13 protein-coding genes and 2 pseudogenes are annotated in these 13,382 nt (G+C 67.1%); 10 read left to right on the forward strand and 5 right to left on the reverse strand.

The window, feature by feature from the left end:
- Nucleotides 1-92: FAD-binding protein (locus A5708_RS27055; protein ID WP_155766166.1), on the reverse strand; the 92-nt coding region annotated here is incomplete at its 3' end.
- 144 nt (nucleotides 93-236) lie between these two features.
- On the opposite strand from A5708_RS27055, the gene A5708_RS27060 reads away from it, so the two are divergent.
- Genes A5708_RS27060 through A5708_RS23615 form a run of 3 tightly spaced genes read left to right on the forward strand, consistent with a single transcriptional unit; the run spans nucleotide 237 to nucleotide 2,775 of the window.
- Nucleotides 237-374 (forward strand): hypothetical protein, encoded by a 138-nt coding sequence (locus tag A5708_RS27060; RefSeq protein WP_155766167.1) that lies wholly within the window; start codon nucleotides 237-239, stop codon nucleotides 372-374.
- 9 nt (nucleotides 375-383) lie between these two features.
- Nucleotides 384-2,051, forward strand: a complete 1,668-nt coding sequence (locus tag A5708_RS23610; protein ID WP_065030933.1) for a nitrite/sulfite reductase — start codon at nucleotides 384-386, stop codon at nucleotides 2,049-2,051.
- 7 nt (nucleotides 2,052-2,058) lie between these two features.
- Nucleotides 2,059-2,775 (forward strand): sirohydrochlorin chelatase, encoded by a 717-nt coding sequence (locus A5708_RS23615; RefSeq protein ID WP_065030934.1) that lies wholly within the window; start codon nucleotides 2,059-2,061, stop codon nucleotides 2,773-2,775.
- Here the strand turns inward: A5708_RS23615 and A5708_RS23620 are convergent.
- On the reverse strand, nucleotides 2,772-3,716 hold the full coding sequence (locus tag A5708_RS23620; protein WP_065030935.1) for a LysR family transcriptional regulator: 945 nt from the start codon (nucleotides 3,714-3,716) through the stop codon (nucleotides 2,772-2,774). The two genes, A5708_RS23615 and A5708_RS23620, sit on opposite strands and share 4 nt — an antisense overlap.
- A gap of 220 nt (nucleotides 3,717-3,936) precedes the next feature.
- Here A5708_RS23620 and fdxA point away from each other — a divergent pair, with 220 nt between their 5' ends.
- Complete coding sequence (gene fdxA / locus A5708_RS23625; protein WP_065030936.1) at nucleotides 3,937-4,263, forward strand: ferredoxin; 327 nt, start codon at nucleotides 3,937-3,939, stop codon at nucleotides 4,261-4,263.
- A 13-nt stretch (nucleotides 4,264-4,276) separates the two neighbouring features.
- Here fdxA and A5708_RS27905 read toward each other — a convergent pair.
- Nucleotides 4,277-4,631 (reverse strand): annotated as a pseudogene (locus tag A5708_RS27905) (type II toxin-antitoxin system HicB family antitoxin).
- Between the two features lie 158 nt (nucleotides 4,632-4,789).
- Between A5708_RS27905 and A5708_RS23635 the strand changes: the two are divergent.
- Nucleotides 4,790-6,082 carry an alpha/beta hydrolase gene (locus A5708_RS23635; RefSeq protein WP_065030937.1) on the forward strand — a complete coding sequence of 431 codons (1,293 nt, stop codon included), beginning with the start codon at nucleotides 4,790-4,792 and terminating at the stop codon, nucleotides 6,080-6,082.
- Nucleotides 6,083-6,097: 15 nt separating this feature from the next.
- On the opposite strand, the gene A5708_RS23640 is transcribed toward A5708_RS23635, so the two are convergent.
- Both A5708_RS23640 and A5708_RS23645 read right to left on the reverse strand, forming a co-directional pair.
- Nucleotides 6,098-6,532, reverse strand: a complete 435-nt coding sequence (locus A5708_RS23640; protein ID WP_065030938.1) for a protease inhibitor I42 family protein — start codon at nucleotides 6,530-6,532, stop codon at nucleotides 6,098-6,100.
- Between the two features lie 103 nt (nucleotides 6,533-6,635).
- Entirely contained in the window at nucleotides 6,636-7,538 is a 903-nt protein-coding gene (locus tag A5708_RS23645; protein ID WP_065030939.1) for a helix-turn-helix domain-containing protein, read from the reverse strand.
- 119 nt (nucleotides 7,539-7,657) lie between these two features.
- Here A5708_RS23645 and A5708_RS23650 point away from each other — a divergent pair, with 119 nt between their 5' ends.
- From A5708_RS23650 to A5708_RS23670, 5 genes and pseudogenes are all read left to right on the forward strand, one after another.
- Nucleotides 7,658-8,575 (forward strand): alpha/beta hydrolase family protein, encoded by a 918-nt coding sequence (locus tag A5708_RS23650; RefSeq protein WP_065030940.1) that lies wholly within the window; start codon nucleotides 7,658-7,660, stop codon nucleotides 8,573-8,575.
- A 60-nt stretch (nucleotides 8,576-8,635) separates the two neighbouring features.
- Nucleotides 8,636-10,243 (forward strand): Na+/H+ antiporter, encoded by a 1,608-nt coding sequence (locus A5708_RS23655; RefSeq protein ID WP_065030941.1) that lies wholly within the window; start codon nucleotides 8,636-8,638, stop codon nucleotides 10,241-10,243.
- Between the two features lie 27 nt (nucleotides 10,244-10,270).
- A pseudogene (locus A5708_RS23660) lies at nucleotides 10,271-11,065 on the forward strand (AAA family ATPase); the annotation flags it as partial.
- Nucleotides 11,066-11,220: 155 nt separating this feature from the next.
- Entirely contained in the window at nucleotides 11,221-11,853 is a 633-nt protein-coding gene (locus A5708_RS23665; protein WP_065030942.1) for a TetR/AcrR family transcriptional regulator, read from the forward strand.
- Complete coding sequence (locus A5708_RS23670; protein WP_065030943.1) at nucleotides 11,846-13,369, forward strand: FAD-dependent monooxygenase; 1,524 nt, start codon at nucleotides 11,846-11,848, stop codon at nucleotides 13,367-13,369. The genes A5708_RS23665 and A5708_RS23670 overlap by 8 nt, the downstream gene beginning before the upstream one ends.
- Nucleotides 13,370-13,382: the final 13 nt, after the last annotated feature.

Genomic DNA, 13,382 nt, shown 5'->3' on the forward strand with positions numbered 1-13,382 from the left:
GCCAACTGCGCCCGCGCGGTATACAACGCCGCGGTATACCCAGCAGGACCCGAACCAATAACGATCACGTCGTGGACGTCGGAGGTGCTCATAAGCGGCCACACTACTGCGAATTCGTTAAGCGCCCGCTCAATCTCCCTCGCCGCCAAAGGCAAAGACGTGAAGCAGCGCACACAACACCACGTTGTGTCTTCACAACACATGACCTCTACTGACGCCGCCGTAAGCGGTGCACTATGGAAATCGCGACCCGTGGGTCCAACGACGAACTTACGGGTGCCCACAGACCCAACATCATCGCGATGCCGCGGCCCGACAGCCCGCCCCGCCGCCGCACCACGGCCGATCTGCGGCCCACCCGCAACGAGGAATGAGAACGCCACATGACCACCGCACGTCCCGTCAAGACCCGCAACGACGGTCAGTGGGCGCTGGGCAGTCGCGAGCCGCTCAACCACGCCGAGCAATTCAAGAGCGACGACGCGCCGCTCAACGTGCGCGACCGCATCATCAACATCTATTCCAAGCAGGGTTTCGACAGCATCGCCAAGGACGATCTGCGCGGGCGATTCCGCTGGATGGGCCTCTACACCCAGCGTGAGCAGGGCTACGACGGCAGCTGGACCGGCGACGAGAACACCGACAAGATCGAAGCCAAGTACTTCATGATGCGGGTCCGCTCCGACGGCAAGGCGATGACCGCGCACACGATGCGCACCCTGGGCCAGATTTCGACCGAATTCGCCCGCGACACCGCCGACATCAGCGACCGGGAAAACCTGCAGCTGCACTGGGTCCGCATCGAGGACGTCCCCGAGATCTGGCGGCGGCTCGACTCCGTCGGCCTGCAGACCACCGAGGCCTGCGGCGACTGCCCCCGCGGCATCCACGGTTCGCCCCTGGCCGGCGACTCGCTCGACGAGATTCTCGACCCGTCGCCCGCGATCGACGAGATCGTCCGGCGCTCGCTGAACAACCCCGAGTACGCCAACTTGCCGCGCAAGTACAAGACCGCGGTCTCCGGCCTCCAAGACGTCTCGCACGAGACGCACGACATCGCGTTCGTGGGCGTCAACCACCCCGACCACGGCCCCGGCCTGGACCTGTGGGTGGGCGGCGGCCTCTCGACCAACCCGATGCTGGCCCAGCGGCTGGGTGTGTGGGTGCCGCTGGACGAGGTCGCCGACGTCTGGGAAGGCGTCACCCAGCTGTTCCGTGACTACGGCTACCGCCGGCTGCGCGCCAAGGCCCGGCTGAAATTCCTGGTCAAGGACTGGGGCGTGGAGAAGTTCCGCGAGGTCCTCGAGACCGAGTACTTGAACCGCCGGCTGATCGATGGACCGGCGCCCGCGCCGGTCAAGCACACCATCGACCACGTCGGGGTGCAAAAGATCAAGAACGGCCTCAACGCCGTCGGCGTCGCGCCGATCGTCGGACGCGTGAAGGGCAGCACCCTGTCGGCCGTGGCCGACCTGATGGAAACGGCCGGCTCCGACCGGGCGCGGTGGACCCCGTTCCAAAAGCTGGTCATCCTCGACGTCGCCGACGACAAGGTCGACGACCTGGTCGCGGGTCTGGAAGCGCTTGGCCTGCCGTCGGGGCCGTCGTCATGGCGCAAGAACACCATGGCGTGCACCGGAATTGAGTACTGCAAGCTGTCGTTCGCCGAAACCCGGGTTCGGGCACAGACTTTGGTGCCCGAGCTGGAGCAGCGCCTGGCCGACGTCGACTCCAAGCTCAACCTGCCGATCAGCGTGCACCTCAACGGATGCCCGAACTCGTGCGCCCGAATCCAGGTGGCCGACATCGGATTCAAGGGACAGTGGATCGACGACGGCGACGGCAACTCGGTCGAGGGTTTCCAGGTGCACCTCGGCGGCGGCCTGGGCGAGCAGAGCGGCTTCGGCCGAAAGTTGCGCCAGCACAAGGTCACCAGCGCCGAACTGGGCGACTACATCGACCGGGTGACGCGCAAGTACATCGACGGCCGTCAGGATGGCGAGGCGTTCGCCTCCTGGGCGCTGCGCGCCGACGAGGACGAGTTGCGCTGAGGCCCAGGTGAACACACTCGTACTCACCGCGCACGGCAGCCGCGACCCACGGTCGGGCGCCAACGCGCAGGCCGTGGCCGATCGGCTGGCGCTGATGCGGCCCGACCTCGACGTGCGGCTGGCGTTCCTCGAGCTCAACATCCCGAACTTCGTCGACGTGCTGGCGGGGTTGCTGGACGCCCGCCGCGCGGTGGTCGCCCCGTTGCTGCTGGCCAGCGCCTATCACGCGCGCCTGGACATTCCCAAGCAGATCGCCGACGCCGGCGCCCACGGCATCCGGCAGGCCGACGTGCTCGGCGAAGACGAGCGGTTGGTGTCGGTGCTGCGCGAACGGCTGGTCGAGGTCGGGGTCTCCCCGCTCGACGACGACCTCGGCGTGATGGTGGTGGCGATCGGCTCGTCGAACCTCGCCGCCAATGCCCGCACCGCGAGGGTGGCGAGCCGGCTGGCCGCCGGCACCCAATGGGCAGGGGCCACCACGGCTTTCGCCACCCGACCCGAGGCTTCGGTGGCCCGCGCCGCCGACCGGCTGCGCCGCCGCGGCGCGCGCCGCCTGGTCATCGCGCCGTGGTTCTTAGCGCCGGGCCTCCTCACCGACGGCGTGTCAAACTTCGCCCGGGACAACGGCATTCCGATGGCTGCGCCCCTGGGGGCACACCGGCTGGTGGCCGAGACCGTGCTCGACCGCTACGACGAGGCGATCGCCGAGGACGCCGCGGCCTAGCTTTTCGACGCCGTGCTGAGGATGTGGCTGAGCAGGTCGCGGATCGCTCCGGCCGGCGGGGTGCGCCCGCCGATCCAGATGGCCCGAAACTTGCGGCGCAGGTCCAACTTCGGGATCTCCACCGCGTGCAGCCGGCCGAACGCCAGGTCGTCGGCGACGGCCAGCCGGCTCATGGTCGCCGGGCCCGCGCCGGCGAGCACCGCGGCGCGCATCGCCGCCGCGGACGTCAATTCCAGTACGGGCGCGGCCTGTTGCATGTCCTCGCCGAGCACCTTGCGCAACGCCACCGTCAGCGAATCCCGGATGCCCGAGTGGAGTTCGCGGGCCACCAGCGGCGTCTGGGCAAGTTCGCGCGCAGTCACCACCCGGCCCCGTCGTGCCCACTTGTGGTCGGGCGCAACCACGATCACCAGCTCGTCCTCCCCCACCACGCAGCTACCCAAACCCTTTGGCGTGCCCGGGTTTTCGACGAATCCGAGGTCGGCGCTGCCATCACGGACCGCGGCGATGGCATGGTCACTGTTGGTGGCGGTCAACATCACCTGAGGCGCGGTATCGCCGCGCCGTGTCGCATCGGCCTGCAGGGATAGCAGCCAGTGCGGCATGAGCTGTTCGGAGATCGTCTGGCTGGCCGCCACTCGGATGCGTTCGCGGCCTTCCTTTCGCAGCGAACCCAGGCCCGCATCGATCTCGCCGGCGACCTCGAGCAACCGGGTCGCCCAATCCGCGACGATCAGGCCCGCGGGCGTCAGTTGCGAGCCGCGCGTCGTCCGAACAGCCAGGGTGACGCCGATCTGAGCCTCCATCGTGGCAAGCCGCCGGGATATCGCCTGCTGGGTCAGCCCCAGCTCACGGGCGGCCCGGCCCAGGCTGCCGGTCTCGGCGATCGCCAAAAACGCCTCGAACGACGCGAGTTCGGGTAACCGGGGGCTGAGGGGCATGGGCGGCGGCTCACAATCAAATCGTGTGACACAACTATAGCTTGTGACACCACAACGCCACACCTCTACTCACGCCCCGCCCGAGCCGGAAGGATGGGACACATGAGGCGTGCAGGCCGGTAGCCCGCGCGGGCGTCCTCGCGCTAAATTAGCCAGCCAGACCGTGTTTGACGGCCCGCAGCCGGCTGACCCCGCTAGCCCAGAAGGAAGGACAACACTCGTGGCCTACGTGATCGCCGAGCCCTGTGTCGACATCAAAGACAAGGCGTGCATTGAGGAATGCCCCGTCGACTGCATCTACGAGGGTGCCCGGATGCTCTACATCCACCCCGACGAGTGCGTCGACTGCGGTGCCTGCGAGCCGGTGTGCCCGGTCGAGTCCATCTACTACGAGGACGATCTGCCCGCCGAGCACACCCAATACTTGCAGATCAACGCCGATTTCTTCACCGAGCTCGGCTCGCCCGGCGGCGCTGCGAAGGTCGGCCTGACCGAGAACGATCCCGCCCCGGTCAAGGAGCTGGAGAGCCGGGCAGAGGCGTCGTAGCCGCCCCGCGCCGCTAGTCCCATCCGGACAGCCCGAACGTATCGCTGGGCCGCCGCCCCGAAAGCTTCTGAACCACCCACTGGTTCATCGACACCCGCTGTTCGGCGGCCTCGACGGCCAGGCGGCTGTGCAGCTCCGGGGACGTCCTGATCACGATCGTGCCGCTGTAGTTGCGGTCCGCCATCGGGGTCGGCAGCGTTTCGCCGGTGTTCCGCATGATGTCGGTGGCGGTCGACGGCCGTCTCGACCGCCTCGATGGCCTCTTGCGCGGTCGGCGCTTCGTAGCGCATGAACGGCAATTCCAGACAGGCGCCGACGTATTGGCCGTGGTAGGGCGACCACGCGACGCGGTAGGTGTAGTGGTTCACGCCGGGTTGGTAGCACGGGCGCTAGCTGATTCGCGAGTCACATATCCACACCCGGAGAGCCGGCGCACCCTTCTCCAGCCCAATGTGACCGTCCCAAATCCGCTAGCGCATGCGCTAGCGGATCCGAGAGTCATCTGCCCGTTTCGTAAGGTGAGGCAATGCGGACAGCTCGAATCATCCACGTCATCCGGCAGATAGGGTCGTTGGCGGTCACCGCCGTCACCGCGGCGTCCACCCTCAACGCCTATCGGCCGCTGGCGCGCGGCGGATTCCCCTCGCTGTATTCGTGGATGTTCGGGCTCGCCGTCACCGAATTACCGCTGCAAACGCTGCTGACCCAGCTCAGTGGCCTGGCGCTGACCGGCCGTCGCCTGGCCCGGCCCGTGCGAATAACCGCGTGGGTGGTCGCCGGCCTCTCGGCGCTGGGCCTACTCAACCTCAGCCGCGCGGGCCATCGGGCCAACGCCCCCCTGGCCGAGGCGCTGGACGACGGACTGGGGGCCGACCGGCTCACCGAGTCGGCAAACCTGTGGCGGCGCCCGGCCGGCAGCGGCACAGCCAAGACGCCCGGCCTCTTAAGAATGCTGCGCATCTACCGCGACTACGCCCACGACTCCGACATCAGCTACGGCGAATATGGCAGCGCCAATCACCTGGACATCTGGCGACGCCCGGACCTCGACCCGGCCGGCAAGGCGCCGGTGCTCTTCCAAATCCCCGGCGGCGCCTGGACGACGGGAAACAAACGCGGACAAGCACATCCGCTGATGAGCCACCTCGCCGAGCTCGGCTGGATCTGCGTGGCGATCAACTACCGGCACAGCCCGCGCAACACCTGGCCCGACCACATCGTCGACGTCAAGCGCGCGCTGGCCTGGGTGAAAGAGCACATCGCCGAATACGGCGGCGACCCCGAATTCGTCGTCATCACCGGCGGCTCGGCCGGCGGCCACCTGACGGCGCTGGCCGCGCTGACACAGAATGACCCGCAATTTCAGCCGGGATTCGAAGACGCCGACACCAGCGTCCAGGCGGCGGTGCCGTTCTACGGCATCTACGACTTCACCCGGTTCGACAAGTCCCTGCACCCGATGATGCCGGGCCTGCTGATCAAGTCGATCATCAAACAAAAGCCCTCGACGCACCTGCAGACCTTCGAGGCCGCGTCGCCGGTCAACCACGTCCGCCCCGACGCTCCCCCGTTCTTCGTCCTGCACGGCACCAACGACTCGCTGGCCTACGTCGAGCAAGCCCGCACGTTCGTCGAGCAACTCCGGCAAGCCAGCACCCAGCCGGTCGTCTACGCCGAATTACCGCTCACCCAACACGCTTTCGACATCTTCGGCTCGGTCCGCGCCGCGCACACCGCGGTGGCCGTCGAGCAATTCCTCGCCGAGATCTACGCGGCGCACCTGCGAGCCGACGTCGTTGCGGCCCCGGAGGTGTCGTAGGGGCAGGACACGGCCCTACTGCACCGTGACGGCCAGCGTGTAGGTGCAGGCCGGTTTGGCGTCCTTGCCCACGAAGCTGGTGTACGCCGTGCTGATCGTGGTGCTCCCCGGCTTCAGCGCGGTGAACGTCCACTCTTCGACGCCCGGTGCGCCCAGCGCGTCGGAGGTCGGCTGGACGAACTGGTGGGTGAGCTGCTTGACGACCGAAGAATCGCCGATCTTGGTGTCGGGGGTCCACCGGTAGGGAGTGGTGTAGTTCGAGCCCAACTCCACGACCAGGGTGTTGCCGACGGCGAGGGTGACGTTCTGACTGATCTCGCTCTGCGTCAGCACATCGGTCATGGGTACCTGGAGCGTCTTGGTCGACGGGGGGTTCCTGGACGCGAAGTGGCAGCCCACCACCGTCGACAACACGAGCACGGCGACTGTTACCAGCAGCCTGACTTTCACCAGATCCCCCTTCCGATTCCGCCCAGGAGCCTAATAGGTCTCAATCCAGACCGAAGATAGGCGACGGGGGACCGCGTCGCCTTCTCTCGTCCAAACAGAGGGCTTACTCGATTGCTGTGCTGGAAGCATCACGGCCGGCCCGGCCGGGCTCCGCGGCGGCATGCTCCTCAAGGCTCCAGCTCGCGAGAATCTTCAGCGCCTCCTCGGACGGTGAATTCGGTTCCGCGGTGTAGCCGACCAGCGACAGACCCGGAGCCGCGGTGATGGCGAAAACGTTGTAGGTCAAGGATAATTCGCCGAATTCGGCGTGGCGAAAAACTTTCACGCCGTGCCGGTGCGCGGTGACGTTATGGGCAGCCCAGCGACTGCGAAAGTCGTCGCTGCGGGTTGCCAGCTCGCCGACTATCCGAGTGATGGAAGGCGAATGGGGAGAACGGGCCGCCTCGGCCTGTAGCAGGGCGACAACCTCGTCGGCCGACCCTTCCCATTCCGGAAACACCTGCTCGGAATGGGTGTCGAAGAAGATGAATCGAGCGACGTTCGGCATACCGGCCGCCCGGTCGAAAATCGGGGCATACAACGCTCGACCAAGTCGGTTAGCCGCGAGTATGTCCAGGCTGCCGTTCATGACGATCGCGGGTGAGGCAGCCATACCGTCGATCAGCGCCTGCACCCCCTCCGGGATCGTCTGACTGGTTCCTCGCTTCACGCGGGCAACGCGCGTCGCGATCGTCGCGCGCACGAGATCGAAGAAGTGGGTCGTCTCGTCATCAGTGAGTCGCAGCGCACGCGCCACTGCGTGCAACACGTCGTCAGAAACGCCCGCCACGTTGCCGCGCTCGATCTGCGTGTAGTACTCGGTGCTGACCCCGGCCAGTTGGGCGACTTCCTCGCGCCGCAAACCGGGCACTCGACGCCGCCGGCCGGCCGGCAAGCCCAGCTCCTCGGGCCCGATCCTCGCCCGCCGTGTCATCAAGAACTCCTTGATGTCCTTGGCGATGTCCATATCCGCCACAGTAGGCAAACATCGGCCGCATCAGGCAGGGGCTGCCGGTACCCCCGATAACCAGCGCCTCCCTAACCTTGCGACGCGTGCGTAGCGTCGGCCGAAAGGAGGTCATCGACATGTCCAATGAAACCCAGGCACAGGAAGCCTTCGACAATTTCGTCCAGTTGTGGACCACAGGGACGACAGCAGGCCGCCGCGCCCCGGTCTTGCGGCGCCCCGACGAAGTCGGTCTCGACTACGAGGACGTCGTCTTTCCCTCGATGGACGGCGTGCCATTGGAAGGCTGGTTCATCCCGGCGGATTCGGACAAGCTGATCATCCACAATCACTTCCTGCCGGGGAATCGCTACGGCTATCCAGGGCATCTCCCCGAGTTCGGTGGCCTGGGCGGATTCGAGGTCAACTTGCTGCCCGAGTACAGGGCGCTGCACGACGCGGGCTACAACGTGCTCGCCTACGACATCCGCAACCACGGGATGAGCGGACAGGGTAACGGCGGCATCGCCGGGATCGGCCTGACCGAATACCGCGACGTGATCGGCTCGCTGCGTTATGCGGCGGCCCGTCCCGACACCAAGACAATGAAGAAGGCGTTGCTGTCCGTCTGTTTGGGAGCCGACTCCACCGCCGTCGCTTGGTCCAAGCATCCCGACGAGTTCTCGGAAATCCAGGCCATGGTGATGCTGCAGCCGGTCTCCGGGCGCTACATCGTGGAGGAATTCGTCAAGGGCATCGGCATGGAAAACGGCTACGAGAAGTTCGACAAAGCGGTGCACGAACGTACCGGCTTCCACCTGTCCGAGCAGTCACCGCTCGAACATGTGAAGGCCGTCACCGTGCCCACGCTGGTCGCCCAGGTGCACGACGACGCGATGACACGACCCCAAGACGTGCAGGACATCTACGACGCGATTCCCGTCGCTGAGAAGCGTCTGTACTGGATCGAGGGCACGGACCGCCGCTTCGATGGCTACAACTTCTTCGGCGCGCATCCCGAGCTGCCGGTCGAATGGTTCGACAAGCACATCGGCTGACAGCCCTGAGCGCCCAATGCCCAAGCCGCGCAGACCGGACGCGTCCGGCAGGATGGGCTGGTGTTTGGCCTTGAACTGATCGTTGCCCTGGTGTCCACCGTCATCGTCGGGACGGTCATCGGGCGGCGCTATCGCGTCGGCCCCCCGGTGTTGCTCATCTTTCTGGGCGTCCTGCTGGGGCTGATCCCTCAATTCGCGCACATCCGGGTCAACGGCGAGATCGTGCTGCTGTTGTTTCTTCCGGCGATCCTTTACTGGGAGGGCCTCAACACCAGCTTCCGCGAGATCCGGGCCAACGCACGCATCATCGTGTTCCTCAGCGTCGTCCTGGTGATCGCCACCGCGGTGGCGGTGTCGTGGACGGCGCGGGCGCTGGGCATGAATCCACACGCGGCCGGCGTCCTGGGCGCGGTCCTATCGCCCACCGACGCGGCCGCGGTGGCCGGTCTCGCGAAGAAGCTGCCACGCCGGTCGCTGACCGTGCTGAAGGCCGAGAGTCTCATCAATGACGGCACCGCCCTGGTGCTGTTCGCCACCAGCGTCAACGTTGCGATCGGAGGCTCGGCGATCACCCCGCCCGAGGTGACGGCCCGGTTCATCGGCTCCTACCTCGGCGGGATCGCGGCCGGGCTGCTGGTCGGTGGAGCGGTGACGATGCTGCGCAAGCGAATCGACGCACCCCAGGAGGAAGGGGCGTTGAGCCTGGTGACGCCGTTCGCGGCCTTCTTGCTGGCTCAATCGATGGAGTGCAGCGGAGTCGTCGCGGTGATGGTGTCGGCGCTCGTCCTGGCCTACGCCAGCCCGCTGGTGATCCGCGCCCGTTCCCGGCTGCAGTCCTTCGCCTTCTGGGACATCGCGACATTTCTGCTCAACGGCTCGTTGTGGGTGTTCGTCGGCGTCCAGATCCCGGGAGCGCTGCGCGGCATCGTGGGCGTCGACGGCGGCGTTCGGCACGCCTTGTTCGTGGCGCTGGTGATCACCGGCGTGGTGATCGTGTCTCGCATCTTCTGGGGCGAAATCACCACGCTGCTGATCCGGCTCATCGACCGCCGCCAGGTGCAACGCGAACGCCGGGTCAATTGGCGCCAGCGCTTCGTCACCGTTTGGGCGGGATTCCGCGGGGCCGTCTCGCTAGCGGCGGCGGTGGCCGTGCCGATGACAACGCTGAGCGGCGCGCCCTTCCCCGACCGCAGCCTGCTCATCTTCATCGTGACCGTCGTCATTCTGGTGACCGTCCTGGTCCAGGGCAGCACGCTGCCCGCCGTGGTGCGGTGGGCGAACATGCCCGAAGATGTGACCCACGCCGAGGAACTGCATTTGGCTCGTTGTCGGGGGTCCCAAGCCGCCCTCGCCGCGCTGCCCACGGTGGCCGACGAAGTCGGCATCGGCGACGACCTGAGGCGCAGGCTGCAAAAGGAGTACGAGGAGAAGGCGGCGCTGGTGCTGGCCACCGAGAACGGTTCGCCGAACAGCCGCATACTCAAGGGCCGGGAGAAGGTCCGGCGGGTGCGGCTGGGCGTGCTCGAACACAAGCGCCGGGAAATCACTTCGCTGCGCAACCAAAACCTCATCGACGACATCGTCCTGCGCGAATTGCAGAACGAGATGGATCTCGAGGAAGTGCAACTGCTCGCCGCCGCTGCCGACGACGACGACGAGGACGAATAGGGCCCGTCGGTGGCCAACCGTACAGTCGGCCCCATGCTGCGGCCCAGTTCGACGCTGGTGCGACGGTCGCGGGTGTTCGCCGAGGCCAGCGCGGACTCCGGCGGCGGCTTCGACGAGTTGTCCCGAGTGCTGCCGTCGTACCACAGCGTGCTCGCCGAGTACGCCCACCCGCATGCGCTTCCCGAGCTGGCGGCCGTGCGAGAACGGTTGCGCGGCTGGCGGTTCTACGATGGCTTCCGGGTCGACGCCGGCGCGCCCGCGCGGCACCCACAGGTGGGCACCCGCACGCCGGTGCTATCCGATGACGGCAGCGACCTGGCGGCCGCGATCCAGACGATCCTCGAATCGGGGTTCGACGATCTGAACCGGGCCGTCGCCGAGGCGTTCGACGGCGCCACCATTTCGGTCGCCATCCACGACGGCCTGTTCGACCTCCAGCTGCGCCAGCGCGGCATGCTGCGCGCGTTGCGCGCCGCCGAGTTATCCGATGGCACTTTGCGTTTCCTGCTCTGGGCCGCCGCGCTGCTGAGCCCGCAACCGCCGTCGCTGATGGTGCTGAACGAACCGGAGACCTCACTGCACCCCGACCTGGTGGGCCCGCTGGCATCGCTGATCCGCACCACCGCCGCTCAAACGCAGGTCGTGGTGGTCACCCACTCTCGCTCGCTGCTGGAATTTTTGGACACGACGCCGGTAGCGGATATGCAGGACGCCGCCGACGGCCGCGCCATCGAGATCGAGTTGTACAAGGACTGGGGCGAAACACGGATCAATGGCCAGACTTTGGTGACGACACCCCGGTGGGATTGGGGCACGCGTTAGCGGCGCTTCGACGCTTCGAGTGTGCATCCTGGGCGGCTCAGCTCGGCCTGTCGCCGCCGTGGCCGCACACTCAACGCCCTCAGCACACGCTCAAGCCACAATTTGCCTGTCAGGCAATATTGCCCACCGGGCAAGTTCGGGGTACGTTGGTCGCTGTGACCGGACTCCGTGAGCGCAAGAAGGCCGACACCCGGCGCGCGCTCAGCGACGCCGCGTTGCGGCTGGCCTTCGAGCGCGGCCTGGAAAACGTGACGCGCGAAGACGTCGCGAACATGGCGGGCGTCTCGCTGCGCACGTTCAACAACTACTTCAGCGGCAAATACGAGGCGCTCGCCTACCGGCAAGCCGAACGCGTGCGCCGCAGCGTTGCCGTGCTGCGACAGCGTCCCGCCGACGAGCCGCTGTGGACGGCGCTCACCCATGCGGTGCTCGAGCCGTTGGAGGCCGACTTCGGCGACGTACACGGCGACGAGAACCGCGCGCCCAGCCGCCAAGAGCTTGTCGAGGTCCGCAAACTCGTCATGCACCCGCAGGTACGAAACTCGGTGCCACACGACCTCTTTGACGAATTGCTCCACGTGATCGCCGAACGTACGGGCACCGACCCCGACCGCGACCTCTACCCACGGCTGGTGATGTCCGTCGTGCGCGCCGTCGGCGATGCCGCGGCCGACGCCTACGTGCGGGCCGATCCGCCGGTGGCCATCACCGCACTGATCCGCGAGGGCTTCGCCGCCGTCAGCGTGGGCCTACCCGAACCTCCCAGAAAGAAGGCACGCCATGACTGACGAACATGCCGACGTCGTCATCGCCGGCGCCGGGCCCAACGGCCTGCTCCTGGCCTGCGAACTCGCGCTGGCCGGTGTCAGGCCCGTCGTGCTGGACGCCCTGCCCGGTCCCAGCTCCGAGCCGAAGGCCAACGGCCTTGTCGGACAGGTCGTTCGAATGCTCGACATGCGCGGCCTGTATCAGGCCTTCACCGGTGACGACGCGCCACCACAACCCAACCCCGGGTGGATTTTCGCGGCCATGGGACTGAACTTCACTGAAGTGCCCGACAACCCCATGCATGTCTTGGCCATGCAACAGCCCCGGCTGGTGCGGCTGCTGGAAAAGCAGGCCCGTGATCTCGGAGTGGACCTGCGCTGGGGCCATGAACTCGTCGACATCGAGCAGACGCCGGAATCCGTTGCGCTGACGGTCTCGTCGCCCGAGCGCGATTACGCCCTCACCGCCGACTATGCCGTTGGCGCCGACGGTGGGCGCAGCCTGGTCCGCAAGGTGCTCGGCATCGACTTTCCCGGCTTCACCTCGCCGATGGTGAGCCGGCTCGCACATGTGCATATGCCCGACGAGTTCCGCCGACCCCAGTACTGCATCGAGATCCCGGGATTCGGCGTGCTGCCCTTCGGACACAACCGCTTTGACCGCGGCGGGATCATCTACGCCGAGTTCGAGCCGGGCCGGGCACTACTCGGGACCATCGAATTCGGCCCGCCGGTCCCCGACGTTCCCATGAGCCTGACCGAGCTGCGGGATAGCGCGCGCCGCGTCCTGGGCGTGGACATCCCGTTCGAGGAGCCGAAAGACGCAGGGCCGCATGCCCTTCGACGGATCAACGGGCAGAACACTCGGCAGGTCGAGCGCTATCGCCATGGCCGGGTACTGCTTCTCGGCGATGCCGCACACGTGCACAGCCCGCTGGGCGGTCCGGGTTTGAACCTGGGCCTGCAGGACACGATGAACCTGGGCTGGAAGCTGGCGGCCGAGATCAACGGCGCGGCGCCGGCCGGATTGCTCGACACCTATCAGTCCGAGCGCTATCCGGTCGGCCGGCGCGTTGTGATGCACTCGCTGGCCCAGATCGCGCTCATGGCGCCGGGCCCGGAAGTCGGCGCGCTGCGCACGCTGATGGGCGAGCTCTTTACCTTCCCCGACTCGCAACAGCACATGGCGGCGCTACTCGCCGGCGCCGACGTCCGGTATGACGTGGGCGACGGCCATCCCCTGTCGGGCTGGCTCGTGCCTGACCTGACGTTCGACGACGGCCGGCGGGTCGCCGAGCTGCTCCACGACGGCCGCCCGGTTCTGCTGGACCTCGGCGGAGGCTTCGCGGCCGCGGCGGGTGGCTGGGCCGATCGGGTCGACACCGTCGGCGCGAGCATGGCCGACCGGCCCGCCGCGGCGCTGCTGATCCGGCCGGACGGCTACGTCGCCTGGGCAGCCGACGAATTCGGCTCGGCCCAGGAAGCAGCGCTGCATGCGGCCCTGCAGCGCTGGTTCGGGCCGCCGACCGGCGAATAGCGGCGCCCGGAAG

The organism is Mycobacterium colombiense, from assembly GCF_001672755.1.
Taxonomy (GTDB): domain Bacteria; phylum Actinomycetota; class Actinomycetes; order Mycobacteriales; family Mycobacteriaceae; genus Mycobacterium; species Mycobacterium colombiense_C.

Excerpts from the sequence above, each read along its gene's own strand:
- A5708_RS27060 (WP_155766167.1), top strand. The coding sequence starts at position 237 with ATGGAAATCGCGACCCGTGGGTCCAACGACGAACTTACGGGTGCCCAC.
- A5708_RS23610 (WP_065030933.1), top strand. The coding sequence starts at position 384 with ATGACCACCGCACGTCCCGTCAAGACCCGCAACGACGGTCAGTGGGCG.
- A5708_RS23620 (WP_065030935.1), bottom strand. The coding sequence starts at position 3,716 with ATGCCCCTCAGCCCCCGGTTACCCGAACTCGCGTCGTTCGAGGCGTTT.
- A5708_RS23635 (WP_065030937.1), top strand. The coding sequence starts at position 4,790 with ATGCGGACAGCTCGAATCATCCACGTCATCCGGCAGATAGGGTCGTTG.
- A5708_RS23645 (WP_065030939.1), bottom strand. The coding sequence starts at position 7,538 with ATGGACATCGCCAAGGACATCAAGGAGTTCTTGATGACACGGCGGGCG.
- A5708_RS23650 (WP_065030940.1), top strand. The coding sequence starts at position 7,658 with ATGTCCAATGAAACCCAGGCACAGGAAGCCTTCGACAATTTCGTCCAG.
- A5708_RS23670 (WP_065030943.1), top strand. The coding sequence starts at position 11,846 with ATGACTGACGAACATGCCGACGTCGTCATCGCCGGCGCCGGGCCCAAC.